This is a genomic window from Acetobacter aceti NBRC 14818 (assembly GCF_000193495.2).
GTDB classification, from domain to species: domain Bacteria; phylum Pseudomonadota; class Alphaproteobacteria; order Acetobacterales; family Acetobacteraceae; genus Acetobacter; species Acetobacter aceti.
The window spans coordinates 3,470,169-3,496,137 of sequence record NZ_AP023410.1 but is presented as its reverse complement, the minus strand read 5'-3'; the positions used below and the strand labels follow the sequence as shown (position 1 = coordinate 3,496,137).

The window sequence follows — 25,969 nt, the reverse complement described above, 5'->3', positions numbered from 1 at the left end:
CTTACTGTGCTCCCATAAACTGGTCCTGCCCGACGATGCCAAGCTTCCTGATGCCCAGACGCTGCGCATCGGCAAGAACATGGGCTACCGTTTTATAATCCGCAAGACGGTTGGGGTTAATATGCATTTCCGGCTGATCGGGTTCAGCTGCAGCCGACTGGAACAGGGACACAAGATCACCTTCACTGGTGACGGGATTACCGTTCCAGGTGATCGAATTGTCAAAGTCGATAACGACATTTACGACCTTGCTTTCCTGCTCTGTCGGAGGCGGCGGATCTCCCTGCGGCAGATTCATCGAAACCGACTGTGTCTGAAGCGGAATCGTGATGATCAGCATGATCAGGAGAACCAGCATCACGTCGATCAGCGGTGTGGTGTTGATATCGACGATACCTTCGTCTTCGTCGCCTCCGGAACCCAGATTCATACCCATGGAAGAATCACTTTCTCAGCTGAACCCTGCATCGCGCACATTCATACAAGGCAATGCAGTTTATTGGTAACAAACGATATTCACACCTGACACGTACAGGCCATTTCAGGGGACGCCTCAGTTATGAGGCGCCTCGATAATGAAATCGACCCGCATCACGCCCGCTTCCTGACAGGCAGCTACCAGCTTGCCGACAGCCTCATAGCGGGCATTGGCGTCACCACGGATCATGATCTGCGGCTGCGGCTTTTTTGCCGCAACCTTTTCCAGCCTCGCCATCAGGTCCGCATGATCACGGATGGGGCTCTGATCCCACCAGGCCTGACCGTCCGGCGTAACCGCCAGAGTGATGTTGTCAGGCATGATCTTGCTTGGCTGATTGACGTCTTTAGGCAGGTCAACCTTCACCGAGTGTGTCGCCACAGGAATGGTGATGAGGAAGATGATGAGAAGAACAAGCATGACATCTACAAGAGGTGTCGTGTTGATATCAGAGAGGACGGTGTCCTCGTCATCGCCTCCGCCTACAGACATCCCCATGATCAGGCACCTTGAGCAGGAGTGGAAGAGGTCTTGCTGCCCGGACGGACAGTGCCATGACGGAAACCACCGATCATGATGGACTGAAGATCAGCAGCAAAGTTGCGGATACTCTCCATGGCAGTCTTGTTACGGCGGACAAGCAGGTTGTAGCCGAGCACGGCAGGAACAGCGGTGCCGAGACCGATTGCCGTCATGATCAGGGATTCACCCACCGGACCAGCAACCTTGTCGATGGAAGCCTGACCGGCGATGCCGATGGCTGTCAGGGCGTGATAGATACCCCAGACCGTTCCGAACAGTCCGACGAACGGAGATGTTGAACCAACTGTGCCGAGGAAGGCCAGACCGCTCTGAAGATCGCTCTGCACGGAATCAACCGCACGGTGGATCTGGGAAGAGGTCCAGTCGGTCAGATCGATGGACTCCTGCATCGTGCCTTCGTGATGCTCAGCAGCAACAATACCGGTATCTGCAATGTAGCGGAAAGGCGAAGTCGCTTTCAGGGCAGTCGCACCTTCCTGAAGGGAGGGCTTGGTCCAGAAATGCTTTGTCGCATCGCGGTCAGCCGCAAAAAGCTTGGCCTGCTCAAGGAACTTGGTGATCATGATGTACCATGTACCGAGCGACATCACCACGAGGATGACCAGCACGGTGCGTGCCACGATATCCCCATTACCCCACAGAGCACCCAGTCCATACGGATTTTCAACAGCCGTCGCCGGAGCAGCATGAGCGGCCGGTGCGTCCGAAGCCTCGGAAGGAGCTGCAGGCGCAGGTGCGTCTGCCGGAGCAGCGGCAGGAGCAGGAGCCTCGGCTGCAGGAGCAGCCGGGGGAGCAGCATCCGGAGCAGGAGCCGATGCGGCAGGAGCAGCCGCATCCTGAGCAAGCGCCACCACTGGAGCCGCAGTGCTCAGAAGAACAGCCAGAGACGGGATGGCCAGCGCGGAATAAGGCAGGCGGCGTAGCAGTCGGATCATCGAGTCAGTGTCCTCATCTGGTAGAACCATAGCATTATCGAACAGCCACAGTTTCAAATACGGTCAGTTATCACTCAGGCTGAAAGTAATCGTATAGGTGTGATGGAATTCCTTGACCGGAACACCATTGGCGGTAGCTGGCTGATAACGGGATTTACGAACATACTGCAGCGCTGCGGCAGCGAAGTCCTGACCGCCTTTGACGCTTGTTACAGTACAGTTATCGGTCATTCCCGTCGGCTCCACGTCACAGACAAGTGTGACATGCCCTTCCCGCCCTTCATCCTGCGCCTCATCAGGATAATGCAGCTCCACATGGTTCAACGGCGTGGAACCAGCCAGATGGTCCGGAACCGGAGGACCGACAGGAGCCTGCACCGGGGTTGTCGGCGTGACCTTAGCCGGCGGCATGGGCTTGGGCGGCGGCGTGTGCGTCACATGACGCACTACCGGACGCGGTGGCGGCTGCACCTTGATCTTTGGGGGCGGCACATATGGTGGAGGCGGCGAGGTCATCTGCGGCGGTGGTGGTGGGGGTGGTGGCGGTGGGGGTGGTTTTACCTCCGGAATGACAGTCGCCTTGAGCGGTGGCTGTATGACAGGCACCGACACCTTATCTTTCCAGGTAAAATAGACCACGCCAAGAATCCCGCACACCACAGCGACACCTGAGACGCCAGCAATCTTTAATGTCGGGTCACGTCGCTGTTGCGCGTAGTCCAGCATACTCGAAACTCTCCCTGGTCTGATGTCAGACGGCTCGACCTTGATGCATTCCTGCGACAACAGACAACAACCCGACCTGCCTTCGCTTTCTGGCGAAAGACAGGGGAGCGCATCTGCGAGGCACCTGCATTACCGTGATTGGGCTATCGACGGGGGCAGAAGTCAAGATGCCAAACCTCTCCTTACACAAATCATTTCCCATGCATTTATCCTGCACAATACAGAATCCTAAATGTTTCGATTTCGATATATTAATCGAAAGAGCTTTTCGGCGGCAATACGTAACCTTGCCGAATTCATCCAAAAATATAACGTCATAGATTATCTTTATATCGCCTTATCAAGACGCTGGAGCAACGCCTTTATGACACCCATCTCATGAAGGCAGTGAAGCTGACCGTCCGATAAAAATTATGGAATACAAAAAAAGCCCCTGTCTCACATGAGATAGAGGCTAATCTAAATTTAATTTTACGATTCAGGCGTTACAGGTTTCGACTCATATGGCCGCCCCCGTACTCACCTATTGCGCGGAAGCGCTGGCTTCAGAGCGTGTCGCTCCAACACGTGCGGCAAGGGATGCCGCCATGAAATCATCCAGATCGCCGTCAAGAACAGCGTCCGGATTGCCCTTCTCAACGTTCGTCCGAAGGTCTTTCACCATCTGATAAGGGGCCAGAACGTAGGAACGGATCTGGTGTCCCCAGCCGATATCCGTCTTGGCCGCTTCCGTCTGGGCAGCGGCAGCTTCCCGCCTCTGGAGTTCAGCCTCGTACATACGGGCCTTCAGCATCCCCATGGCCGTCGCACGGTTGCGATGCTGGGAACGGTCCGTCTGACACGCCACGATGATGCCGGTCGGAACGTGCGTGATACGGATAGCGGACTCAGTCTTGTTGACGTGCTGTCCACCCGCGCCGGAAGCACGGAATGTATCGACCTTCAGGTCGGCTTCATTGATTTCAATCTCGATCGTGTCATCGACCACAGGGAAGACCCAGACCGACGCAAAGGACGTCTGACGACGCGCCGCAGCATCGAACGGCGAAATCCGCACGAGACGATGCACGCCCGCTTCCGTCTTCAGCCAGCCATAAGCATTCGGGCCGGAAACCTGAATCGTCGCCGATTTCAGCCCCGCCTGCTCGCCCTCCGAGCTTTCGATCATGGTCAGCTTGTAACCATGCGCTTCAGCCCAGCGGCTGTACATCCGCAGCAGCATCTCGGCCCAGTCCTGAGCCTCCGTACCGCCAGCACCTGCGTTCACCTCAAGATAGCAGTCGTTCGAATCGGCTTCACCCGACAGAAGGCTTTCTGTCTCCCGACGTTTGGCTTCTTCGGCCAGACGGTTGAGCGTCTTCATGCCGTCGGCGACCATATCCGCGTCGCCTTCTTCCTCGGCCATGCTGATGAGTTCGAGCGTATCCTCGACCTCATTTTCGAGGTTCTGCACGCCCTCGATCTGGTTGGCCAGAAGCGTACGTTCGCGCATCATCTTCTGCGCGGCCTCGGCATCATTCCAGAGATCCGGGTCTTCGGCCCGGTTGTTCAGTTCGGCAAGTCTGCCCTGGGCGACATCCCAGTCAAAGATGCCTCCTCAGCAGCGCAACCGACTGCTTGATCTGCTCGTTGAGCGCTTCTGTCTCGGCGGACATGGCGACCGTGACTCCGTCTTTCGGGGTTATCTGAACGGCGCTGAATACAGGCAGGCGGCGCGGCTGTCATCCCTCACAAAGAAAACGAGGAGGAAACAGAGCCCATTAAATTTGCTTCAACCTGAACAATAAAAAATAACGGCACTTCATCCGATCGACAGAAAAAGGTCGCCTGCATGCACCTCTGGGACGAAACCCTTGCAAAAAACCTTATCGGCTGCACCTTGCTGATCGGCCTGACCCGCGAGGTGGGAGACAGCTGCTCATACGAACAGTTTTTCGGTGTCGTCACACACTGCGACCCGGAAAGAGGCATTACACTCCGCCTCGAAGGCTCACGGAAAGGAAACACCTACAATCTCCCCCCCCGGATATGCAGTCGATTCATCCCGCCGAACCGGGAGAATACCGACTGAGACAGACAGGGGAAATCGTAACTGATCCTGATTACATCACGACATGGATACTGAGACCAACCTCTCCTTCTGCTCCTCAATAAAGCCCGCCCATGCCGATATCGCCACCCGACGGCTGCTGCGCTGGTGCAGGTGTTGCCGCAGAATTTGTCCCACTACCACTACTGCTGGGCGCGCTGCTTTCGGAAGCGCCACCAGACGACATATCACTTTCGGAATCAGGCAGGTTTTCCGCACCCGTATCCGCAGCCGTCAGCTCTCCCGTTCCAGGGCTACCGGCAGCAAAGCTGGAACTATCACCCGGCACCTGATCGTTCTTGAACGCATCAACCGTCACGCCGCGCCCGGTGTCATAACGCACTAGCGTCACGCCCTCAGGCACAGGAAAATCAAGCTTGGGTCGGCCTTCCAGCGCCACCTTCATGATCCGGTTCCAGATCGGTCCTGCGATGGTGCCGCCGGTTTCATTCTTGCCAAGCGACTGCGGCTGATCGAAGCCGATCCAGACAACCGTAACCAGATCGGCGGAATATCCCGCGAACCAGGCGTCATTGAAGTCCTGACTGGTGCCGGTCTTGCCCGCGATCGGGTTGTCGATCTCCTTACCCGCCTGCACACCGGTGCCGCGTTTGATGACATCCTGCATCATCGTGGTGATCTGGAACGCGCTGGCCTCACTGCTCACAGCCGGACGTGTATCCGTCAGAACAGGCACATCCGACTGAACCGCGTCCGAAGCGACCGTCCCGGTAGATGTTGGCGACGCTGCTGGACGCCCGGAAGCATCATCGCCCTGTCCAGCAACGGGGAACACGGCATTGGGTTCATCTCCAACGGGAGCAGCTCCCTGCGGCTGAGCCGCAGACGACAGGGCTAAACCCTCCGGACGCCAGAGGATATGGCCGTTCCGGTCCTGCACATCGTCGATCAGCGTCGGCGTCACCTTGCGCCCGCCATTGGCGATGGAAGCATAGGCTCCGGCTTCCCTCAGCACCGTTGTTTCCACAGCACCCAGAGCTGCCGGCAGCACATGCGGCATGTTCTGCACCAGACCGATATCCTCGGCGATCTTGGCGACGCTCTTGATACCGATATGCGCGGCGAGACGGATGGTGACGAGGTTACGGGACTCTCTCAGGGCGTCATGCAGTGTCGTCGCGCCCCAGAAATCCTTTTCATAGTTGTTGGGATGCCAGCTTCCGTAGGAAACGGCGGAATCATCGAACTTCTGGGACGGGGAAATCCCCTGCTCCATCGCTGTCAGATAGACGAACGGCTTGAAGGACGATCCCGGCTGACGCATCGCCTGCGAGGCCCGGTTGAACTGAGACGATTCAAACGACCAGCCACCCGACATGGCCAGCACGCGTCCCGTGTGAACATCCATCGTCACGACCGCGCCTTCGACACGCGGGATCTGACGGATCGCTACACGCCCCCCCTCGGCCTGTGGCTCGACCATCAGCAGATCGCCGGGACGCAGCGCCCGATAAACCCGCATCCAACCCAGATCTTTCGCCAGTAACGCAGCACGATGAGGCGTGCCGCTCTCAAGCCAGCCAACGCTGCCGTTTCCTGGATCCAGCACGACCGCCAGACGCCAGCGATCCAACATGCCGCTTGGATGCGGCGCAGCAGCCAGTGCGGCGCTCCATGTCGCTTCGTCCAGAGCCGTGCTGCGCGTGACAGCATCAAGATGCCCCACGGCACCACGCCAGCCACCGTGCGAGCGGTCGTAGGTCATGAGCCCGTCCCGCAGCGCCGCCGTGACGGAGGTCTGCAAGGCGGGATCGAAACTTGTATGCACGTCCAGACCACCCTGCATGGTCTGCTGAACGCCGTATTTCTCGATCAGCTCACGACGCACTTCCTCGCTGAACCACTCCGAACCGGGAGCCGGTCCAGGGCGTCGAAAACTTTTCGTAGCGAGCGCTTCCTGTCGGGCCGCTTCAGCAGACTGCGCGTCAAGCCAGCCCAGTTCCTGCATACGATCCAGAATCCAGTTACGGCGGTTACGCGCTGCATCCGGGAAACGGTAAGGATTGTAGTTGGTCGGAGATTTTGGAAGCGCCGCGAGAAAGGCAGCCTCGGAATCATCAAGCTGATCAAGCGGCTTGTTGAAATAGGCCTGCGACGCCGCGCCAATACCGTAAGCGCCGTCACCGAGATAGATTTCATTGAGATAGATTTCGAGAATTTTCTCTTTGGGCAGCACCTGCTCCACGCGCAGAGCCAGCAGGGCCTCCTTGGCCTTGCGTTCCATGGACAGGGCGTTCGAGCCCAGTAGCATGATTCGGGCGACCTGCTGGGTGATGGTCGAAGCCCCGAGCGGTCGCCGTCCCTTGCCGCGCGACAGATCCGTCAGGCCCGCACGCAGAATGGCGACCGGATCAATGCCTTTATGGGACCAGAATTTCTGGTCCTCGGCGGCGAGGAAAGCATTCTTCACGCGATCCGGAATGGCCGAATAGGGCACGAAGACCCGTCGTTCCGCCGCAAGTTCGGCAATGAGCCGGTCATCACCGGAGTAAAGGCGGCTCATCACCGGCGGCTGATAGGACCGCAACCCCTCGACGGTCGGCAGGTCTGACACCAGACCGGCATATTTATACCAGACGACTACGCCCGCCGTCGCCGTCCCAAGCAGCAACACGGCCACAGTCGTTCCCAGCAGTTTCCGCCACATGCGGAAACGCGGACGACGTGGCGGACCGCCCCAGAAAGGCGGCTTGGAACCGCCATCGCCCCCGGAACCGTCACCGTCAGACCCACCGCCACCGTGACCGCCTTCAAGTCGATCATCGGAAGAGACCCGCAGATCACCGCCATTCCGATCGCCGGAAAGACCTGTCGCCTGCACCACCAGAGCGCCCCATGACCATGCGATGGAGCCGCCAGGCACACGGCCCCATCCCGTAGAATACTGCGGGAAACCGGCGAGGGCCTGATTTCGGAAGATCGACTGCGAAAAAAGCGGGCGGGATATCATATGCGGGTCTCTATCACCGTCACGGGATGCCGTCGCCCCCGGCATAGCTAGAAAACGGCAGGAATACTGGTTCGGACTTGTGGCGGTTTTATGGACAGCCTGACTGGAGACGAGAGCCTCCACATCGGTGCGCGGGATCAGCTTCCCAGCACGACACGATTGACGGCGTCATGCACACGACCGGAGGAAGGCGAGGTTATACTGGAGAACCAGTTCACAAGCTGCCCTTCCCGGTTGATCAGGTACTTGAAGAAATTCCAGCGGGGACGGGCGAAAAAACCGCCTTTATCCGCCAGCCACTGGAACAGCGGCGTGGCTTCCGCCCCTTTGACGTGACAGCGGGTCGTCATCGGAAAGCTCACACCATAATTGCGGGCGCAGAAGGTGGCAATGTCCGAGGCGCTACCCGGCTCCTGCTGGCCAAAATCGTTGGAGGGAACACCGATGACGATGAGTTCGTGACCCATTTCCGACCAGAGTGACTGAAGACCTTCATATTGCGGCGTAAAACCGCATTTAGATGCCGTGTTGACGATCAGAAGCGGTTTTCCACGCCAGGCCCCGAGATCCACGACACCTCCTTCAAGACCGGGAAGGCTGAAATCATAGGCACAGGACATTTTGCCGCTCTCCGTTGGCTTGATGTGTCTCATTTTCCTGCCCTTGTCTCCGCCGCTTGTCGAGAGGCACAGACACCACGGAGCGCATAATTCGCACAGGCAACTTCCCGCAAAGCGGGAACTTCTGGCAGAGCAAATATATGGCAGCGTCAGTTCCGGGAGCGACCACCAGAACCTGAACAGGCCGCAACATTGCCTGCGGAAATGGGCCAGTCAAATGAAATGCTTTCTTCTGGAAACCTCCGGGCTTCACAAACATTCTTGCAGGAGATGAAAAGAGATGAAACAAAGGTGTCTCCTGCAAGCGACAGCAGCCTTAACGGCCTGCCCTCTCTGCCAGTCGGTCTGAAAATGCCCGTTGTCTGTGGGAAACGCCGAATAAGGAGTGCGACCTTGACCCGACAATTTCTGGCCGCGACCATGATGATCACCGTGACCGGCTTTGGTATCGTCCCGGCAAAGGTGGCGCTGGCCGCGTCGGTGCCCGCCGAAACCGCGGACACGGTCGCCCCGAGTGCCGATAGTGCAGACCAGATTGTCTTTCGTATCACGCAGGCCAATCTTGGCCCCGGCTATACGTGGGGCAACGGCGTTCTGCATTTCAAAAACACCGACTACGCCATCAGCGTGGCAGGCGGCGGCGCGCCAGCGATCGGCTATTCCAATGCCTGCGTACAGGGCTCCATCACCGGACTGGCCAATGTCGAGGACTTCGACAGCACTTTCTGGGCCGTCAATACCGAGGCATCCGCCGGGAGTGGAACCGGGAGCATGGCGCTTCAGAATCACCGGGGAACCGAGCTGCATCTCAACGTCAAAAGTCATGGCGTGCGTCTGTCCGCTGCAGCCGAGCGCCTTCGGTTTCATGTTCTCGGTCCTGCCCAGAAGAGCTTCGACAGCCAGCGCTGTTCCTGATCAGGCCGGATAGCCTTTCTCCATGACTGACGCCCCCCTGATCTGGCTTCTCGCAGGAGAAGCCAGCGGAGACGTGCTGGGTTCACGCCTGATGACTGCCCTGCGGAAGCAGAAGCCTGACATCCGCTTTGCCGGGGTCGGCGGTCCGCGCATGACGGAAGCCGGTCTGGTCAGCCTTTTTCCCATGAAGGATCTAGCCATCATGGGGCTGGTGGAGATTCTGCCCCGCATACGGTCTCTGTCCCGCCGCCTTGACGAGGCCGTGGCCCATATCGAAGCCCTGCGACCCGATCTGGTTGTGACCATCGACAGTCCCGGCTTTTCGCTCCGATTGCTGCGTCGGATCGCGCCATTGCGTATCCCGCGAGTCCAGTATGTCGCGCCGCAGGTCTGGGCGTGGCGGGAACATCGCGTGAGAAAATTCCCTGGTCTGTGGGAAAAGCTTCTCGTTCTCCTTCCGTTTGAGGAAACCTTCTTTCAGAAGCACGGTCTTGATGCGCACTTCGTCGGCCATCCGGTGCTTCAGTCGGAAGCCGATACAGGGAACGCACAGCGGTTCCGCAGGCAGCACGGTCTATCGGATTCAGCGCCCGTCCTGATCCTGATGCCGGGCAGCAGACGCTCGGAAGCGCCGCGCCTGTTACCGGTTTTCGGCGCGATGCTGGTGCTTCTCAAAAAACGGATGCCGGAGATTGTGCCGGTCATTCCGGTTTCTCCGGTCGTGGCGGATACTGTCAGAAAAGCGACAGCCCGCTGGCCGGTGTCTCCGCTGATCGTGACAGAAACCACCGAAAAGCACGATGCTTTCGCAGCCGCCAGCGCAGCGCTGACAAAATCGGGAACATCGACGCTGGAACTGGCTCTGGCTGGCGTGCCCATGGCTGTGACCTATCGCGTCAATCCGATCACCGCAGCCATCGCCCGTCGCCTTATCCGTGTTCCCTATGTCGCCATGGTCAACCTTCTGGCGAAAAAGGCGCTTGTGCCGGAGTTGCTGCAGGAAGACTGTCGGGCGGACAAGCTGGCGCAAACGGTCGTGCAGCTTATGACCGATCCGCAGCTTCAGGCTCGACAGAAAGAAGGGTTTGCGACCCTGCTCACCGGCCTGCATGCGCCGGGGACGGCAGCGCCTGCTGATGCGGCTGCCACGGAAATCCTGACACTCCTTAAGGGAAAAGCTGCCGATCCGGCCTCACTCCATTCTGATGGCTGCCTCCCGCCAGAGGCATAGGGCCTCATCTCCCCTCTTGTTACAGTAGGTAACATTCCTGCCTCATTCAGAGAACAGGAAAACTATAAGATCATGACCAGAAACAGCATCAGGAATTTATGATGAAGCGCGTCGCTTTTGCAGGTTTTGCCGTTCTTTCTCTCGCCATCGCGGCGAAGGATGTACGCGCCCAGAGCGCTGTCCCGGCGGACCAGCAGTCATTTGGTTCTTCCCTGCTTTCGGGCGTACGCCAGGCAGGTCAGAACGCTGTCAATCAGAGTATTACAAACACACGATCCAATCTGGAGAACCGTGCCAACTCCTACAACCAGAACATTTCCGACCGTGAAAAAGCCTTGAGTGACAAGGTTAACGGCTACCGTGACAGCGTCAGCAATCGTGAGAAAGCGTTGAGCGACCGGGTGAACAACGCCCAGAACAGCGTGAACGACAAGGTCAATAGCTACAGAGACGGCATAACGGAACGCGAAAAGGCCCTCACCGATCAGGCTACCAATGCCCGAAACAATGTAAACAATGATCTTCAAGGCTACCGGAACGATGTGAACAACCGCAGGCAGAATCTCAACGATTCCTACAACGCCAAGAAATCACAGCTCAAGGCCACAAGGGACGCCACCAAATCGCTTCTCGGCAACTGGTAAATGGCCTGCTGACAGGAGAGATCTGGCTGATTTCTCCTGTCAGAACCCGTCAATCTCCTTCAGTTTGTTATAGAAGCGCCTACAGGTCGGTGCACTCTGGCGCTCCGGACCTCAAAATTGACGGTCTTTTCTGACCCACCCAGAAAATGGAACTGAACAGGGACGCTCATTCCCTGACTGATGGTCTTCCCATCCGCCACCTTGCAGACAAGATGATAGCCGCCCGGCGGGAAGACCAGCATCTGTTTTGCCGGAAGGGTCAGATGCGTGAAGAGCTGTCGCGTGAGCGTCCCGACCTCCAGATCGGAATGATAGCCGAACATCACCGTACAGGATGATGATGAAATGCGGTCGATCAGGTAGGACGTATCCGAGTTGTTTTCCAACTCAAAATAAGCGGCGACATAGTGCTGCCCTTCCCCGACATGTTGCATCCATGCGTTTTTTACGACCACCTCGTCAGCAGCATGTTCCTGCCCGGGCACATCAGCGGCAACGAACCGGGGCTTGCCGGTTTCGGTCTCCAGTTCGTCCTCATGAGGAAGCTGCGTTGACTCCGCATACCCCGTGGAAGCGCACACAAGCATGGAAACGCCGAGCGCACTTGCCAGATAACGCCGCAATACAGCGCCTTTTCCCATAGCCCTGATGCCTTTCCACGAACCATACAGACTTCTCACACCCCACTCCTTTCCGCATGCCCGCGTCATTTTCATCCGGTTCGCTTCCGCGCGTTTGCGACTCTGCGAAAACTGCCCCGGGTTGCGGGTGGGACTCCCGGGTGATTTGACGGTATACCACTGAATTATGAAAAACGGCTCCTGCGCACCAGTCGCAGGAGCCATGAAAGAGCAGGACAGAGCGCTGCCTTCTCAAGGTGCTCCAGTCTGCACGGGATCAGGAACAGTAGACGATGCGGTGCCCTTTCTGCAGCGAAGCCGAGACACAGGTGAAGGACAGCCGTCCGGCGGAAGACGGAACATCCATCCGCCGTCGTCGCGCCTGTGCGACCTGCGGGCAGCGTTTCACAACCGTTGAACGTGTCCAGCTCCGTGAACTGACTGTGGTGAAGGCCGATGGACGCCGGGCGCTGTTCGATCGGGAAAAACTCTCCCGCTCCATCAGGATCGCCCTCCGCAAGCGGCCGGTCTCGGAAGAACAGATCGAACAGATGGTCAGCGGCATTGTCCGGCGACTGGAAGCTTCCGGAGAAAGTGAGATTTCTACCACACGGGTGGGCGAACTCGCCATGGAATCGCTCCACGCGATTGACGCTGTGGGTTATGTCCGTTTTGCCAGCGTGTACAGGGACTTCCGGGAAACCAAGGACTTCTCGGAAATCCTAACCAGTATCGATGACCGGCGCAAACAGACGACTAAATAAGACATCAATGCTCCGAAGGGCTGGACCTTGCGCCTCAAAGGCGTCATTTAGCGCCCCCTTGGATAACCATTTGGCAGGAGGCACGATCATGGCCCATTCAGACGACCGACTGAGCCCGGCCATGCGTCCGCGCACAGCCGCTCGTGTCGCCGCCGTTCAGGCTGTCTTCCAGATCGAACAGGGCAATGACACAGCAGACAGTGTCATCATCCAGTTCGTACAGCACCGTCTAGGCACGACACTCGCTGGCGAGACCTTTGACGACGGCTTCATCCCTGAGGCCGATGTGACGCTGTTCACCCGCCTCACCCGTCAGGCGGAAGCCGGCACAGAGCATGTTTATGAGCTGCTGGCGGAAGTGTTGCCGCCGACTTGGCCGGTCAAGCGTCTTGATCCGGTGCTCCGGTCGCTGTTTGCTGTCGCGATTACCGAGATGGAAGAAAAAGGCGCACCGCCGGTCAACGTCATCATCAATGAATATCTTGATGTGGCCCACGGCTTTTTCTCCGGCGATGAACCCAAGCTGGTGAACGGCGTTCTCGATGCTGTCGCCAAGCGTCGTGCGGCTACGACACAGGACACAGCCTCCCATGAAGAGCCGCAAGTGACGGCAGAATTATCGGAGGATGGTCCTGCGGATCACGCTCTGACGGAAGCCGCCGCAGAAACGGACCACTCCCATGACGGACAGGCCTGACCTCGCTTCCGCTACGGACAGCTTTCCGCAGACGCTTCCGGACGAATTTTCCTTTATTCGCCGTCATTTCCGTCGTCTCGCCGGAAAGGACGCGCTGGATCTCACTGACGACGCCGCCGTGTTCACACCATCACCGGGAAAGGAGATGGTGATCGCTGCCGACGCCATGGTCGAAGGCGTGCATTTTCTTCCCGATGATCCGCCGGACACCGTTGGCCGCAAGCTACTGCGCGCAAACCTTTCCGACATGGCGGCCATGGGTGCCCGTCCTTTTGGATGGCTGCTGACGCTTGCCTGTCCCAAGGCAGACAGCCGATACGATGATGCCTGGTTTGAAGCTTTCTCTGACGGGCTGGCGGCGGATCAGGCGCTGTTCGGGGTCTCTCTGCTTGGCGGCGACACGACCTCTACGCGAGGGCCCCTTGTTCTCTCTCTCACCATCCTTGGCAATGTTGCACCGGGTCACGCGCTCAGACGCAATGGCGCACAGGAAGGTGACGGACTATGGGTCACAGGCACCATAGGAGACGGAGCGCTGGGCCTTCTGGCGCTTCAGGGCAAGGTCGCTGACCCCACCGGCTGGCTGGCGGAACGCTATCATCTACCTCGTCCCCGGCTTGGGCTGGACCTGTCGGGCATCGCTCATGCCGCCATGGATGTGTCAGATGGGCTGGTGCAGGATGTCGGACACCTTGCACGGGAGAGTGGACTGGGTGCGCGGCTCGATGTCGACAGCGTGCCGCTGTCAGACGCTGCACGGAGCATTGTCACTGACGATGAAGGACTTGCTCTCTGTCTGACCGGAGGCGACGACTACGAATTGTTGCTGGCTGTTCCCGAGGATCGGACGACCGCTCTGCTGAGTCACTGTCAGGAGCGAAACATAGCAGTCACACGCATTGGTGAATTTGTGGGCGACGCGCCGGGTGTGCATGTCGTCCGTCATGACGGTTCACGTTTCCCGTTACACCGTCAGGGCTGGAGCCACTTCTGACCCGGCTTCCAGTGGTTGCAGTAAAAACGTTGACAGACCATTGGAACTGATTTTCACGATACCGATTAGTGAAGATCAAAGCTTCGTGCATGAAGCTTAAGGCCACCTTAATATACCTGAACCCGCTTAATTCTGAATCAAGAACATATCGGCTGGCAGAAATAAAAGATTATCTATTTAAATATTTTACAGGCTTGGTCAGATGACCTCGAGGACAAGAAAATATTGCAATCTTGTTTCGGTGGCAGAGCGGATACGAAAGCAATACTGGCGGCGTTCCAACAGTCATTTGCGGTTATAGAATTTGACACCAAAAGGGTCATCCTGAGCACGAACAAGAATTTCTGTCACGCCATGGGATATCGATCCAGGGAAGTCGCAGGACGACATCACAGGATTTTTGTCGAACCGGATTATCATGCTTTCCGGGACAGGCTCCCTGAGGTAAATTTGTTATGGGCAATAAGTACGTATCAGTAAAAACAGGGAGGAAGTCTGGTTGCAGGCGTCCTACAATCCGATTTTTGACTGCAAGGGCTGTATCATCAAGGTCGTCAAATTCGCCACCGACATTACCCGCCATGTCCACGCGATCACCGAAATCGAGAGCCTGAAAAAAACTCACCAACAACATGCTCAATTACCGTCTAACAACTCCCATCGACCCCACATATGAAGGGCTGCGGAACGCGTTCAATACCGCCAACCAGAACCTTGACCGGACGATTGCGCAATTTCCACGCCGGTAAAGACTGTCGGCAAGGGAGCAGATGAGATCAGCATTGCGTCCGCAGATCCGGCACGACGCACGGAAACGCAGGCTGGGCAGCCAGTCTGGAAGGCGCAGCCGCCCGCCTCAGCCAGATGACTGATGCCTAAAACGAAGTGCTCATACTGCCCTATCTGATAAGGTTGTGAACAATGCAGTCACGGCCATGGAGCAGATCAGGGACTGATCCAGATCAATGATTTCGTGGGCAAACTTGACCATGTGACACAGAAGAATGCAGCGATGGCAGCGTAAGGCACAAAAACGGCTAAGGCTCTGGATGGGCAGGCGAAGCGGCTGGAGAAACTTACCGGACACTTTAAAACCAGTTCTTTCCATAACGCAGAAACACGGTTTTTCATTCCCGCGCTTTGTAACGTTTAGGCTTAAAACCTATTGCAGAGAAGATCGGGGGTCATCATTTCTGATGATGACCGACTGTTTTTTGATCGATCAATCCAGAAGAAGTCGGACATATGCCTACTGTTGCCGCAGTAAGTGGATAAAACCTCGCCCGAGATTAAAGAACTATTACCTTGGTAAATCATATAATATTTTAATTTGATATTTTACTTGTTTTTTCTGAAAATCACTTCAATCGTCAGAGAGCGACAAAAACAGACCCAGCTCATAGATCACATCTATGCAAGCTATTGACCATTTATGCGTTACGATTCCATGATGAGGTGTGAGAAAAAGACGATCAGAGGCGGTGTTCAGATAAGAGACCCCAATGGACTGTCGAGAAATCACCAGAGCAAAAATCGCTATCCCTAGCCTCGTTGGACTATGGAGGCGAAGCCTCATTGAATGGGACGACGGCAAGCGTGACGAGAGCACGAAAGTCTTCTGGTTGCAGGGGAGAAACCACTTTATCGACCTGCGCCAGCCAGCCTCCCTGCCCCGTTTTCCTGACAGAAAATGTCGTGACGATCTGACTTATCAGGACTGCCTCGCCTTGTCCTGTCAGGAAGGTTTTGCGGGTCATCTTCAAACAAATGGCGATGCTTACGAGTGGGTCCGCATGGTCGATTATCAACCTGTTCAAAGTCTGCCTGACGTAGGATTTCTGCATTGGCAGAACGCGACATTGATAGAAACCGGCAAGGATTTACCCTACACCGAGCACTGGCACCGCGAAAAAGGCTTCACCTCGTCAATTCCATTGCATCTTCAGCTTGAAGATCGGGCAAACGGTTGCCGGGCTGTCTTTCTCATGGTCGGACGTGATTTCATGTTCGCCAGAAATCGAACTATTCCTATGCCTGCAGGCATGACACTGCACGAGACAGTCAGTCAGGCATCGAACGAAGAACATGCCCGCCAGCTCGTCGATTGCGAAATCTCCTTTGGCAAAATCGCTAAGGCTGGTGGCCCACTCATCATCCACAACTCAACGCTGCCCTGGAAAACAGGGACATTATTCCAGTTTGATCTGTCAGGCGAAACCATCGTCACAATTCCCGATATCGCACCTAACGGAAAAAATCTGACACGCAGGTGGCATCGGGTACACACAGAAGGAAACGACTGATGAACAGTACTTTCACGACGATACCTGTTGTTGATATTTCAGGGCTGTCCGGCACAGCTGAACAGAAGCGGACTGTCGTCGAAAATCTCGGTGATGCTGCGCGACATGTCGGTTTCATGTACATCACCGGTCACGGCATGGATCCTTCCCTGTTCTCCAACATGCTGCGTGAGACGAAAGCCTTCTTCGACCTTCCTATCGAAGAAAAAATGGCTCTTTATATCGGAAAATCTTCCAATCATCGTGGGTACGTTCCGCAGGGAGAGGAAGTTTTCTCAAGTGGCAGCAAAGATCTCAAGGAAGCTTTCGACCTGTCGCTGGACCTGCCTTCCGACGATCCTGAATACCTCGCGGGCAATCCTCTGCTTGGCCCCAATCAATGGCCACCGGTTCCACATTTCCGTGAAATCATAACAGCTTACTACAACAGCGTTTTCAACGTCGGTCGTCGCCTGATATCAGCTTTTGCCCTGGCGTTAGGGCTGGATGCTGATGCGTTTGAAGCCAGTCTGACCAGACCTCCCAGCCAGCTGCGGCTGATCCATTACCCTTATGATCCGAAAGCTCATGATGTGGCAGGCATCGGAGCACATACTGATTTCGAATGTTTTACATTACTGCGTGCAACCTCCCCCGGACTGGAAGTCATGAACGGTCAGGGAGAATGGATTGATGCCCCCCCGATCGAAAACGCCTTTATCGTCAATATTGGTGACATGCTTGAGCTTCTCAGCGGTGGAGAATTTATAGCAACATCGCATCGCGTTCGAAAAGTAAAAGAAGAACGTTACTCCTTCCCCTTGTTTTTCTCTCTGGACTATGATGTACGGGTGCAGCCACTCCCTGGTCGGGAAAATCCCTCTCTCCCTGCACAGAGCCTTGTCGCCGGCGAGCACCTTTTTGCTCAGACAGCCCAGATATTTACCTATCTGAAACAGCGCCTTGCGGATGGAACTCTGGTTTTACCGGACTCGTCACTAGCACTATCCTCTTTCGGACAGGAAGCACGGCACCCGAATGCGTAGCGCCATACTGCTCTTTTCACTTTTTCTGTAGGTGACACTCTTTTCAAATCGGAACGGGATGAAGGTAATAACACAAAACGCTGTCTCTCCCACAGAACAGACGGTCAAGGCTTTCATCCGTAAAGTTGACTGGAATCTCTGTCGGGATTTTCTGGCTATTGTTGAATATGGCGGCATAGGCGCTGCTGCACGGGCAACCGGGCGGCAGCAACCAAGTCTGAGCGCCTCACTCAAACGATTTGAAAATCATATTGGCTTCACGCTCTGCTCCCGATCAAACCGACGCATAGAGCTGACACCCTCAGGAAAGGCTGTTTTTGAACTCTGTCGGGAAATGGCCTGTTGTGTCATGGCGATCCCTCAACATGCAGCCGCCGCTGCCGGGTGTGTTGAAGGAACTTTGCGCGTCAGCATGGTCGCCGACCTTGGAATTCGTGCTGTCGATGATGCTATCATTATGTTTCATGAGATCTATCCGTCTGTTTCCCTGCACATCGACGTGGCACCTTGGCGGGACACCATCGAAGCTGTTGTGAGAGGCGATGCGGATATTGGCATAAGCTGTGACAATGCGCCCCGGGACACGCTCCGATATGTTCCAATTGGACGAGAAGAGCAGCAACTTTACTGCCACGCGTCTTCCCGCATTTTTCAGGAACTGAAATCCTGTTCACCCGACACCACTCAGTACAAGCCGCATATTTTCTCAAAATACAATTTCATTCTGACCGGCAATGATGAGCCGCAGGAACTTTTCTCATTCCGCAAACGTCATGGGCTGGGCCGCCATGTCGGTGGACAGGCTGACACACTGAGTGAGGCACGACGACTGATCCGCCTTGGCGTGGGGATTGGTTTTCTGCCAACGGATTTTGCGGCCGGGGATGTCCAGAACGGACAACTGGTTCCGCTTCTGCCCGAGGCTATTCTTCCGCGCTACCCGATCTACATGATCACCCGCACGGAAACGCCCGACGGCACGGCGGCATCCCTGATCGTGAACGTTATCATTTCAAGAACAGCAGGAAAGGAGATGCAGAAAAGCCTCTGAAACACAGCTGGCTGTTCTTACCGCAAACTCCCTCATCTCTGACTAAAGGAACTCTCATGAATCTACGATCAGGACTTAAACGCCTCGCTCTCGTCCTCGGCCTGTCACTTGCCACACTGGGCTCCGCACAGGCCGCTCCCCTGCAGGTCGGTTTCAGTGACTGGCCCGGCTTCGTGGCCTGGCAGATTGCCATCGAGAAAAACTGGTTCAAGGAAGCCGGCGTCGACGTCAATTTCCAGTGGTTCGACTACAGCGCCTCACTGGACGCCTACGCAGCAGGCAAACTTGATGCCATAGCGGCAACCAATGGCGATGTTCTCGTGACGGGCGCATCCGGTCGCAAAAGCATCATTGTCATGGCTAATGACTATTCCGACGGCAATGACATGATCATCGCTGTTGCCGGCATCAACTCTCTCTCCGAACTGAAGGGAAAGAAGATTGCCGTGGAAACCGGGCTTGTCGATCATCTCATGCTTCTGACGGCCCTCAAACAGGCCGGTCTTTCAGAAAAAGACGTGACACTGGTGAATACCAAGACCAATGAGACCCCGCAGGTTCTCGCGTCCGGTGCGGTGGCTGCCATTGCCGCCTGGCAGCCCAGTTCCGGTCAGGCTCTTCGGGAAGTGCCGGGCTCCAGACCACTCTTCACATCGCGTGAAGCGCCTGGACTTATCTATGATATTCTGGCTGTCAGTCCGGAAAGCCTGAAAGAGCACAGAGAAGAGTGGAAACGGCTGATTTCAGTATGGGAGCGTGTCGTGGCCTACATCAAGGACCCGAAAACACGTGATGACGCCGTCAAAATCATGTCTGCCCGTGTAGATCTTCCTCCTGCAAGCTATACAAAACTTCTCAAGGGCACCCACCTGCTGACCATTGAAGACAATCGCGAGATCTTCAAGAGGACCGAAGGTCTTTCCTCCCTTCTCGGCTCCACCCGCAATGCCGACGCTTTCAACGTCCGTTATGACGTCTACAAAACACCGCAGAATGTTCCAGCCTACCTTGATGCAAGCCTGATCCAGCCTTAACGGCCTTTTCAAGTCCGGCCTGTGCTCAGGATGCCTGAGCCAGCCGGACCATTCTGCCCTGAGCGCAGAGCATATGATGCCCTTCCGGCATTGACAGCAGTCCTCATCGGTTCAGGATCGGAGACAGACGGCAACGCTTTTCTGTCGAGAGGACATACGTCATGAGTTCAACCATTACCCTGACCGCCGCTGATGGCCATGAGTTTTCAGCCTGGCAGGCTGGAGCGCAGGATGCGCCTTATGCCCTGATTGTCGTGCAGGAAATTTTCGGCGTGAACCATAATATCCGGCATGTGGCGGATGAATTTGCCGCAGCCGGATTTTCGGTGCTCGCGCCTGCTGTTTTCGACCGTGCGCAACGGAACGTCGAGTTGGGCTACCGCCCAGAAGACGTTCAGGAAGGTCTTCGGCTCCGTAGTGAGATTCCGCTGACCGAAACGCTGGCCGACCTTGAGGCCTGTGTGAAGCACTTCAGACATCATGCGCCCCACCGCAAGGTCGGCATCATTGGCTATTGCTGGGGCGGCACGCTGGCTTGGGATGCTGCAACCCACACGCACGATGTGGGAGCGGCTGTAAGCTGGTATGGCGGAGGCATTGCGGCACACAAGGACGCCACGCCTCACTGCCCCGTGCAACTGCATTTTGGTGTGGAAGACACGTCAATTCCGCATCAGGACGTAAAAACCATCCGGGAGACGCATCCGGAGGTCGAGCTATACGTTTACGATGATGCAGGACATGGGTTTGGAAATAGGGACCGCTCCAGCTTCAATGCCGAGGCCAATCGTCTGGCATGGGAACGCAGCGTCGAATTTCTGAAAGCCAATCTGCATACATGAGCGGCTACATGGCCGCGTAATCCGCATGGAGGACAAGCTCATGCAAGGAATAACACCGGATTTTCAGAAACGACAGATGCCAGCCGCCAGTCTGATCATAGCGGCGAGTGTCGCTGCGACAGGCCTGCTGGTCACGCTCGTCAGCAACGCGATGGGAAACAGGAAGGCCACTTCCACGCCGCCATCCAATACCCCGGCTCCAGCAGCGCCTCCGACGGCAACGCCAAAACCGGCGGCGTGATCAGGGCTCGGGAAAGCCTGTTATGAAAGGAAGGGAGAAGTGATGCTCGCTTCTCCCCTGCTCCTGCTCAGTAAATCTCGGGCACGATCAGCGATTCAGGTGTGGGCTGACGCTCATAATCCGGGTGGTATGTGCGCGGTGGCAACTGCGCCAGCGGGCGCTCCACTGCTTCGTAAGGCACCTGTGAGAGCAGATGATTGATGCAATTCAGACGTGCCTTTTTCTTATCCACTGCCTGCACGACCCACCAGGGTGCTTCTTCAATACTTGAACGCTCAAGCATTTCTTCCTTGGCGCGGGTATAGTCTTCCCATCGGATCCGACTCTGCAGATCCATCGGACTGAGTTTCCACTGTTTCAGTGGGTCTTCGATGCGAGCACGGAAACGGCGTTCCTGCTCATCATCCGTGATAGAGAACCAGTATTTCACAAGCTTTATTCCGCTTCTGACCAGCATGCGCTCAAACTCGGGGACGGAGCGGAAGAATTCTTCATACTGCTCGTCGGTGCAGAACCCCATGACGCGCTCAACGCCCGCCCGATTATACCAGCTTCGATCGAACAGAACGATTTCACCGGCGGACGGCAAATGACTGACATAGCGCTGGAAATACCACTGCGTGCGCTCGCGTTCCGTCGGTGCTGACAGAGCGGCAACCCGGCAGATACGCGGATTCAGGCGCTGGGTAATGCGTTTGATGGCCCCGCCTTTGCCGGCGGAATCACGTCCTTCGAACAGCACCACAAGGCGATAGCCGGTTTCCTGCACCCAATCCTGCAATTTGACGAGTTCACCCTGCATGCGCAGAAGTTCACGAAAATAGGTCCGACGGAAAGAACCGCCTTCTACAGCCTCACCCTCAAAACGTCGGTCATCGAGTTCAAGCTCGAATTCTTCGTCAATATCGTCGAGAATTTCCTCGCGGGTGCGAAGCCGTTCCTCCACTGCAGACAGGCCTGCCCGTTCTTCGCTCACCACATTCTCTCCCATCCCGCCTTCGGATCTTGTGACCATTATCCGGAAAATTTCGTGCTTCCGATGTGACAGAAATTCCCCATCCGGTCATGATATATCGAGTGGAAGTCAGGATATTTCATATAAAATACATAAAATTCAGAAACTCGTCGTCATGTTGAGACCAAACACCGCTGCATCGCCGACACGCCGTCCAGTCGCTGCATTGAGTATTCCTCCGCCAACATGATGAATATATTGAAAATCGGGCTGCACCACGACGCCATTACAGACAGGCGCCTGCCAGGTCAGTTCGATATGATGTTCCGTACGCAGGGGAAGAACGTCATCTGCTCCGCTCTGCAGGCTGTCACGATTGAAGTGCCAGGCCCTGCTGCCCGCAGTGCTCATCCCCCACGCCAGTCCCAGCACGTCATTCGAACGCCAGGGCACGATGCCGTGGAATGTAAAACCGGCCTGCACGCCGAAGGACAGGCTGTTCTGTTTCCCGCCTGTTCCCATGATCCGCGCAAAGACACTGGCCGCTTTCGGATCGTCTCCGTCAGGATTCCAGAAAGTCTGATCGACAATGCCGTAAATCATCCAGTTGCCGTGATGCATCAGAGGCTGGCCGTTTGAATCGCTCGCCGCCAGAAGATGGCCCTGCGTGTCGTAACGACGATCGGGAAAGGCGCCGCTGTCGTAGAAGCCGCCCAGTTTCCACACGCCCGGCAACGCGCCGGTCGGGACGTCACTTAAACCAGCCGCATCGACAGAAACATCTACCTCCGCCAAGGCAAGAACACCGGTTGAGAGACTGAACTGTGTGCCAGTCGGGTTCATGTCCAGCATGGACCGCTCTCTGAAAAACGGACCGCCTGTCGGATTGTCGTCCATGACACCGACAAGAACACTGACCGGATAGGTCGGTATGATGCGGGCCCGGATGCCCGGCACTGACATCGGCCAGGAGGGTCCGCCGCCATAAAGATTGGCCGACGGGACGCCGGGCCAGCCGAAATCCGAGTTCAGGAACAGGGAGGCATTGTCACTGACGAGAAATTCCGTGTCCGGGTCAATAGCTCCCAGACGTATATCGAGCCTGTTGTTCCAGAAGCCCTGCCCGTACCACATCTCGAACAGACGTGTGTTCCGCCCACCGGCATCGTAGCCGCTCAGCGTGTTGATCGCTCCGACACGATCAGCCGTCGCCGAACGTCCCCTAAGCTGGATGGCGCTGATATTGAACAGCCCGCCATGCCAGCCGAACAGGGGAGCGGTATCGAGGTTAAGAGTGACAATCGTCGCCCCATTATAGGTTGCGCCACGTGATATCCCACCGGACGCAACACCCCACAATTCCTCGACGTCCTGAAGGTTGATGCGAACGCCGTGTGCCCTGAGACGTGAGCGGACACCATCCGGATCACCAAGGAGGGTGGTATCCCATCCCTGCGGGGTGTTGTTCGGAGCCGTGCTTGGAAAGGGAAGCGGCACACCAGACGGAAGAACGTCGGTGACCGGAGGATTATCCGCTGCCTGTGCCGGAACCGTCATCGGGAAGAGACCTCCCAGAATGACGGCGCCGATGAGACGGGACAGGACGTCCCGTTTCATACCAATCAGAAAACCTGACGCAGCAGGATGTAGAGCACACCACTGATCATCATGGCTGCCGGCAGGGTGATGACCCATGCAAGAGCCATTGTTCTGAGAGTGGACCACTGAAGACCTGAACCATTGGCTGCCATTGTTCCGGCAACACCACCAGAAAGAATGTGAGTTGTGGACACCGGCATACCATACCCTTCGGCAAGACCAATCGTGCCCATGGCCACGATTTCCGCAGCAGCACCCTGCGCATAGGTCAGATGCGTCTTGCCGATCTTCTCACCAACCGTGATGACAATACGCTTCCAGCCGACCATGGTTCCAAGGCCGAGCGCCACGGCGACGGCGATCTTCACCCAGATCGGGATGAAACGGGTGCCGTCGTTCAGTGCCTGCATGAATTTCTTGAGGCGACCATTCTCATCTGTGGTAAACGTATCGCCGCCCTTCATGGTGCGGATGGCGTCGGAGGTCAGATACATGTCCGTACGGACGTTGGAGACGGAAGCTGACGGCATGCCGCGCAGCGAGCCGTAGCTTTTCACAGCGTTGGAAACGGAGTCGGACAGAACGGCAAGGGCGGACCAGACCTGAGAACCTGCGACATTGCGGCTGCTCAGGGCGTCACTCACGATATGGCGCGCTTCTTCAATGTCGGGAGTCGATGAACCCGGTGCCACATGAGCACGGAAAGCCTCGGCGGCATAATCGGCGGACTGCACGAAACCCGGCGTCATGCTGTCAGGCATGGCGCGGTTGAGGGCATAGGCCGTCGGCGCTGCACCGATGAGGATCAGCATGATCAGGCCCATGCCTTTCTGGCCATCGTTGCCACCATGGAAGAAGGACACACCGGTGCAGGTGCCGATCAGCAGGCCACGGATCCACCACGGCGGCGGCTGGTCACCCTTGGGGGCTTCATAGAGCTTGCGGTTGCGGATGACGACTTTCATCAGGATCAGCAGCGCGGCCGACAGCACGAAGCCGCAGATCGGGCTGAACAGCAGGGACTTGAACACCTTGGTAACCTGCACCCAGTCCACACCCTGCGTGGCGATGCCGTGCGGGGCCATGAGCTGGTTGGCGATGCCGACGCCCATGATGGAGCCGATCAGGGCATGGGAGGATGAGTTGGGGATGCCCATCGCCCATGTCGCCAGATTCCAGATGATCGCAGCGAGCAGAAGCGCGAAGATCATGGCGTGACCCGAGCCGCTTCCGACCTGAAGGATCAGTTCGACAGGCAGCAGGGAGACGATGCTGTAGGCGACCGCACCGGAAGAAACGAGAACACCGAGCAGATTCCACATGCCGGACCAGACGACGGCGACCAGAGGCGGCAGGCTGTTGGTGTAAATGACCGTGGCCACGGCGTTGGCCGTGTCATGAAAGCCATTGACGAATTCAAACCCGAGCGCGATGAGAAGAGCGAGGCCCAGAAGAACGAACGCGCCGATGGCAACACCCTGACCGTCTGCGGCATGAAGGTCTGATAGAACGCTGTACCCCACGAACCCCAGGGCAACGAAAACGATGCCCAGAAAGAACATGCGGAAAGCGGGATGTTCCCCGCCCCGCATATCCGGCCGCCCTGCGGGGATGGCGTCGGCTGTTGTATCTGACATGTATTTACCACTCAGTAAGGAAAACTGGGGCCCTTCTAGCCAACCCGCCCCCCAAAGATTCAGTGATAGTTTTGTGACAGGACTGATCGTTGCACTTCTGAAATCTGTTGAAAGTGTCTCATGCGACTGATTTTGCACTCTCTTCACATCCATCCCGTGAAAAGCCTGCATGGTCTTTCAATGCGGGAACTTTTGCTCTGTCCATGGGGACCGGAAAACGACCGACGCTGGATGATCGTTGATCATGCCGGGCAGTTCATCACCCAGCGGAAGTATCCAGTGATGGCGACACTACACGTCACGGTCACGATGGAGGGGCTGCGTCTCTCTCACGACGGTCAGCCGGAACTGATGGTCAAGCGACCTGCGGAGCAGGCACACCCTGTCATGGTCACGGTATGGAAGGACACGGTTCAGGCTCTCGATGCGGGTGATGTAGCCGCTCAATGGCTCTCGGAAGCGATCGGTCTGCCCTGCCGTCTGGTTTATATGCCCCATCCGGAGCACGACCGCCGCCGCCAATGGCAGGATCTGGCTTTTACAAACTCGTTTTCCGACGGCTTTCCTGTTCTGGTCACAACGCTGGCCTCGCTCGATGATCTGAACAGCCGTTTGGCCACACCGGTTCCAATGGACCGGTTTCGTCCCAATCTTGTCGTGTCCGGTGCGGAGGCGTGGGAAGAAGACCGTTGGGCGAAGATACGGATTGGCGGCGCTGAACTCAGTCTGGTGAAGCCCTGCTCACGCTGTGTGATGACAACCGTGGATCAGGATACGGGTGTCATCCCTGACCGGAAAGAGCCCCTGGCCACTCTGGCTCTTTTCAGAAAGCAGGAAGGCGGCGTGATGTTCGGTCAGAATGCGCTGGTGGAGCGCACAGGGACGGTTTCTGTGGGAGATGAAGTGAAGATTCTGGAGATGCAACCATCTTCGACCAAGCGTTCTCGCTCTTTGTAACGACTGGGTGGATCGCAAACCGGGAACGTGTTTTGAGGGGCTTTGCCCCGGCCCCCGCAAAGGGACACAGTCCCTTTGATCCCGGTTTGTTGTATTTT

25 protein-coding genes are annotated in these 25,969 nt (G+C 56.6%); 14 read left to right on the top strand and 11 right to left on the bottom strand.

All coding sequences use genetic code 11. From position 1 onward, the window contains the following. Window position 1: 1 nt before the first annotated feature. From EMQ_RS16015 to EMQ_RS15985, 7 genes are all read right to left on the bottom strand, one after another. On the bottom strand, window positions 2-436 hold the full coding sequence (locus tag EMQ_RS16015; RefSeq protein WP_010666331.1) for an ExbD/TolR family protein: 435 nt from the start codon (window positions 434-436) through the stop codon (window positions 2-4). 117 nt (window positions 437-553) lie between these two features. Further along, the gene (locus tag EMQ_RS16010; RefSeq protein ID WP_010666330.1) at window positions 554-976 is read right to left on the bottom strand and encodes an ExbD/TolR family protein; all 423 of its coding nucleotides are present in this window, start codon (window positions 974-976) and stop codon (window positions 554-556) included. Window positions 977-978: 2 nt separating this feature from the next. Further along, the gene (locus EMQ_RS16005) at window positions 979-1,956 is read right to left on the bottom strand and encodes a MotA/TolQ/ExbB proton channel family protein (RefSeq protein WP_010666329.1); all 978 of its coding nucleotides are present in this window, start codon (window positions 1,954-1,956) and stop codon (window positions 979-981) included. Between the two features lie 63 nt (window positions 1,957-2,019). Next, window positions 2,020-2,682 carry an energy transducer TonB gene (locus EMQ_RS16000; RefSeq protein WP_018307701.1) on the bottom strand — a complete coding sequence of 221 codons (663 nt, stop codon included), beginning with the start codon at window positions 2,680-2,682 and terminating at the stop codon, window positions 2,020-2,022. Window positions 2,683-3,205: 523 nt separating this feature from the next. Further along, window positions 3,206-4,337, bottom strand: a protein-coding gene (gene prfB, locus EMQ_RS15995) for a peptide chain release factor 2 (protein ID WP_132012048.1) whose coding sequence is annotated in 2 segments (ribosomal slippage) — window positions 3,206-4,267 and window positions 4,269-4,337 — 1,131 coding nt in all. Because the reading frame shifts where the segments join, the coding sequence is not laid out codon by codon here. A gap of 492 nt (window positions 4,338-4,829) precedes the next feature. Then, entirely contained in the window at window positions 4,830-7,742 is a 2,913-nt protein-coding gene (locus EMQ_RS15990) for a penicillin-binding protein 1A (RefSeq protein ID WP_010665897.1), read from the bottom strand. Window positions 7,743-7,879: 137 nt separating this feature from the next. Next, entirely contained in the window at window positions 7,880-8,362 is a 483-nt protein-coding gene (locus tag EMQ_RS15985; protein ID WP_026199955.1) for a glutathione peroxidase, read from the bottom strand. 393 nt (window positions 8,363-8,755) lie between these two features. On the opposite strand from EMQ_RS15985, the gene EMQ_RS15980 reads away from it, so the two are divergent. The 3 genes from EMQ_RS15980 to EMQ_RS15970 all read left to right on the top strand — a co-directional run bounded on the left by EMQ_RS15980 (window position 8,756) and on the right by EMQ_RS15970 (window position 11,152). Continuing rightward, window positions 8,756-9,277 (top strand): hypothetical protein, encoded by a 522-nt coding sequence (locus EMQ_RS15980; protein ID WP_010665895.1) that lies wholly within the window; start codon window positions 8,756-8,758, stop codon window positions 9,275-9,277. Window positions 9,278-9,299: 22 nt separating this feature from the next. After that, window positions 9,300-10,508, top strand: coding sequence for a lipid-A-disaccharide synthase (gene lpxB, locus EMQ_RS15975; RefSeq protein ID WP_010665894.1), 1,209 nt, complete (start codon window positions 9,300-9,302; stop codon window positions 10,506-10,508). A 98-nt stretch (window positions 10,509-10,606) separates the two neighbouring features. Continuing rightward, on the top strand, window positions 10,607-11,152 hold the full coding sequence (locus tag EMQ_RS15970) for a hypothetical protein (protein ID WP_010665893.1): 546 nt from the start codon (window positions 10,607-10,609) through the stop codon (window positions 11,150-11,152). Window positions 11,153-11,211: 59 nt separating this feature from the next. On the opposite strand, the gene EMQ_RS15965 is transcribed toward EMQ_RS15970, so the two are convergent. Beyond that, the gene (locus tag EMQ_RS15965) at window positions 11,212-11,862 is read right to left on the bottom strand and encodes a copper chaperone PCu(A)C (RefSeq protein ID WP_158320012.1); all 651 of its coding nucleotides are present in this window, start codon (window positions 11,860-11,862) and stop codon (window positions 11,212-11,214) included. A gap of 203 nt (window positions 11,863-12,065) precedes the next feature. Here EMQ_RS15965 and nrdR point away from each other — a divergent pair, with 203 nt between their 5' ends. The 10 genes from nrdR (at window position 12,066) to EMQ_RS15915 (ending at window position 20,723) form a co-directional block, all read left to right on the top strand. Then, window positions 12,066-12,536: a transcriptional regulator NrdR gene (nrdR, locus tag EMQ_RS15960; RefSeq protein ID WP_010665891.1), complete on the top strand. Its 471-nt coding sequence runs from the start codon at window positions 12,066-12,068 to the stop codon at window positions 12,534-12,536. 88 nt (window positions 12,537-12,624) lie between these two features. Then, entirely contained in the window at window positions 12,625-13,233 is a 609-nt protein-coding gene (gene nusB, locus EMQ_RS15955; protein ID WP_010665890.1) for a transcription antitermination factor NusB, read from the top strand. After that, complete coding sequence (gene thiL, locus EMQ_RS15950) at window positions 13,217-14,227, top strand: thiamine-phosphate kinase (protein ID WP_010665889.1); 1,011 nt, start codon at window positions 13,217-13,219, stop codon at window positions 14,225-14,227. The genes nusB and thiL overlap by 17 nt, the downstream gene beginning before the upstream one ends. Window positions 14,228-14,452: 225 nt before the next feature. Further along, complete coding sequence (locus EMQ_RS17440) at window positions 14,453-14,707, top strand: PAS domain S-box protein (RefSeq protein ID WP_158306042.1); 255 nt, start codon at window positions 14,453-14,455, stop codon at window positions 14,705-14,707. Window positions 14,708-15,954: 1,247 nt separating this feature from the next. After that, window positions 15,955-16,530 carry a hypothetical protein gene (locus EMQ_RS15940; RefSeq protein WP_010668781.1) on the top strand — a complete coding sequence of 192 codons (576 nt, stop codon included), beginning with the start codon at window positions 15,955-15,957 and terminating at the stop codon, window positions 16,528-16,530. Beyond that, window positions 16,530-17,555 (top strand): isopenicillin N synthase family dioxygenase, encoded by a 1,026-nt coding sequence (locus EMQ_RS15935; RefSeq protein ID WP_018307705.1) that lies wholly within the window; start codon window positions 16,530-16,532, stop codon window positions 17,553-17,555. The genes EMQ_RS15940 and EMQ_RS15935 overlap by 1 nt, the downstream gene beginning before the upstream one ends. A 58-nt stretch (window positions 17,556-17,613) precedes the next feature. Continuing rightward, window positions 17,614-18,606, top strand: a complete 993-nt coding sequence (locus tag EMQ_RS15930; RefSeq protein WP_081617480.1) for a LysR family transcriptional regulator — start codon at window positions 17,614-17,616, stop codon at window positions 18,604-18,606. A gap of 56 nt (window positions 18,607-18,662) precedes the next feature. Further along, entirely contained in the window at window positions 18,663-19,640 is a 978-nt protein-coding gene (locus tag EMQ_RS15925; protein WP_010668201.1) for an ABC transporter substrate-binding protein, read from the top strand. Window positions 19,641-19,801: 161 nt separating this feature from the next. Beyond that, a complete protein-coding gene (locus tag EMQ_RS15920) occupies window positions 19,802-20,482 on the top strand; it encodes a dienelactone hydrolase family protein (RefSeq protein WP_010668202.1) in 681 nt (226 codons plus the stop codon). 40 nt (window positions 20,483-20,522) lie between these two features. Next, window positions 20,523-20,723, top strand: coding sequence for a hypothetical protein (locus EMQ_RS15915; RefSeq protein ID WP_132012047.1), 201 nt, complete (start codon window positions 20,523-20,525; stop codon window positions 20,721-20,723). Window positions 20,724-20,790: 67 nt separating this feature from the next. On the opposite strand, the gene ppk2 is transcribed toward EMQ_RS15915, so the two are convergent. The 3 genes from ppk2 to EMQ_RS15900 all read right to left on the bottom strand — a co-directional run bounded on the left by ppk2 (window position 20,791) and on the right by EMQ_RS15900 (window position 24,914). Continuing rightward, the gene (gene ppk2 / locus EMQ_RS15910) at window positions 20,791-21,714 is read right to left on the bottom strand and encodes a polyphosphate kinase 2 (RefSeq protein ID WP_187326310.1); all 924 of its coding nucleotides are present in this window, start codon (window positions 21,712-21,714) and stop codon (window positions 20,791-20,793) included. A gap of 123 nt (window positions 21,715-21,837) precedes the next feature. Beyond that, complete coding sequence (locus EMQ_RS15905; RefSeq protein ID WP_010667713.1) at window positions 21,838-23,295, bottom strand: carbohydrate porin; 1,458 nt, start codon at window positions 23,293-23,295, stop codon at window positions 21,838-21,840. 5 nt (window positions 23,296-23,300) lie between these two features. Continuing rightward, window positions 23,301-24,914 (bottom strand): inorganic phosphate transporter, encoded by a 1,614-nt coding sequence (locus EMQ_RS15900; RefSeq protein WP_010667712.1) that lies wholly within the window; start codon window positions 24,912-24,914, stop codon window positions 23,301-23,303. A gap of 120 nt (window positions 24,915-25,034) precedes the next feature. Between EMQ_RS15900 and EMQ_RS15895 the strand changes: the two genes are divergently transcribed. Further along, on the top strand, window positions 25,035-25,871 hold the full coding sequence (locus tag EMQ_RS15895; RefSeq protein WP_010667711.1) for an MOSC domain-containing protein: 837 nt from the start codon (window positions 25,035-25,037) through the stop codon (window positions 25,869-25,871). Window positions 25,872-25,969 lie beyond the last annotated feature (98 nt).

Excerpts from the sequence above, each read along its gene's own strand:
- EMQ_RS16015 (WP_010666331.1), bottom strand. The coding sequence starts at position 436 with ATGGGTATGAATCTGGGTTCCGGAGGCGACGAAGACGAAGGTATCGTC.
- EMQ_RS16010 (WP_010666330.1), bottom strand. The coding sequence starts at position 976 with ATGGGGATGTCTGTAGGCGGAGGCGATGACGAGGACACCGTCCTCTCT.
- EMQ_RS16005 (WP_010666329.1), bottom strand. The coding sequence starts at position 1,956 with ATGATCCGACTGCTACGCCGCCTGCCTTATTCCGCGCTGGCCATCCCG.
- EMQ_RS16000 (WP_018307701.1), bottom strand. The coding sequence starts at position 2,682 with ATGCTGGACTACGCGCAACAGCGACGTGACCCGACATTAAAGATTGCT.
- EMQ_RS15990 (WP_010665897.1), bottom strand. The coding sequence starts at position 7,742 with ATGATATCCCGCCCGCTTTTTTCGCAGTCGATCTTCCGAAATCAGGCC.
- EMQ_RS15985 (WP_026199955.1), bottom strand. The coding sequence starts at position 8,362 with ATGTCCTGTGCCTATGATTTCAGCCTTCCCGGTCTTGAAGGAGGTGTC.
- lpxB (WP_010665894.1), top strand. The coding sequence starts at position 9,300 with ATGACTGACGCCCCCCTGATCTGGCTTCTCGCAGGAGAAGCCAGCGGA.
- EMQ_RS15970 (WP_010665893.1), top strand. The coding sequence starts at position 10,607 with ATGATGAAGCGCGTCGCTTTTGCAGGTTTTGCCGTTCTTTCTCTCGCC.
- EMQ_RS15965 (WP_158320012.1), bottom strand. The coding sequence starts at position 11,862 with ATGACGCGGGCATGCGGAAAGGAGTGGGGTGTGAGAAGTCTGTATGGT.
- nrdR (WP_010665891.1), top strand. The coding sequence starts at position 12,066 with ATGCGGTGCCCTTTCTGCAGCGAAGCCGAGACACAGGTGAAGGACAGC.
- nusB (WP_010665890.1), top strand. The coding sequence starts at position 12,625 with ATGGCCCATTCAGACGACCGACTGAGCCCGGCCATGCGTCCGCGCACA.
- thiL (WP_010665889.1), top strand. The coding sequence starts at position 13,217 with ATGACGGACAGGCCTGACCTCGCTTCCGCTACGGACAGCTTTCCGCAG.
- EMQ_RS15935 (WP_018307705.1), top strand. The coding sequence starts at position 16,530 with ATGAACAGTACTTTCACGACGATACCTGTTGTTGATATTTCAGGGCTG.
- EMQ_RS15930 (WP_081617480.1), top strand. The coding sequence starts at position 17,614 with ATGAAGGTAATAACACAAAACGCTGTCTCTCCCACAGAACAGACGGTC.
- EMQ_RS15925 (WP_010668201.1), top strand. The coding sequence starts at position 18,663 with ATGAATCTACGATCAGGACTTAAACGCCTCGCTCTCGTCCTCGGCCTG.
- EMQ_RS15920 (WP_010668202.1), top strand. The coding sequence starts at position 19,802 with ATGAGTTCAACCATTACCCTGACCGCCGCTGATGGCCATGAGTTTTCA.
- EMQ_RS15915 (WP_132012047.1), top strand. The coding sequence starts at position 20,523 with ATGCAAGGAATAACACCGGATTTTCAGAAACGACAGATGCCAGCCGCC.
- ppk2 (WP_187326310.1), bottom strand. The coding sequence starts at position 21,714 with ATGGGAGAGAATGTGGTGAGCGAAGAACGGGCAGGCCTGTCTGCAGTG.
- EMQ_RS15905 (WP_010667713.1), bottom strand. The coding sequence starts at position 23,295 with ATGAAACGGGACGTCCTGTCCCGTCTCATCGGCGCCGTCATTCTGGGA.
- EMQ_RS15900 (WP_010667712.1), bottom strand. The coding sequence starts at position 24,914 with ATGTCAGATACAACAGCCGACGCCATCCCCGCAGGGCGGCCGGATATG.
- EMQ_RS15895 (WP_010667711.1), top strand. The coding sequence starts at position 25,035 with ATGCGACTGATTTTGCACTCTCTTCACATCCATCCCGTGAAAAGCCTG.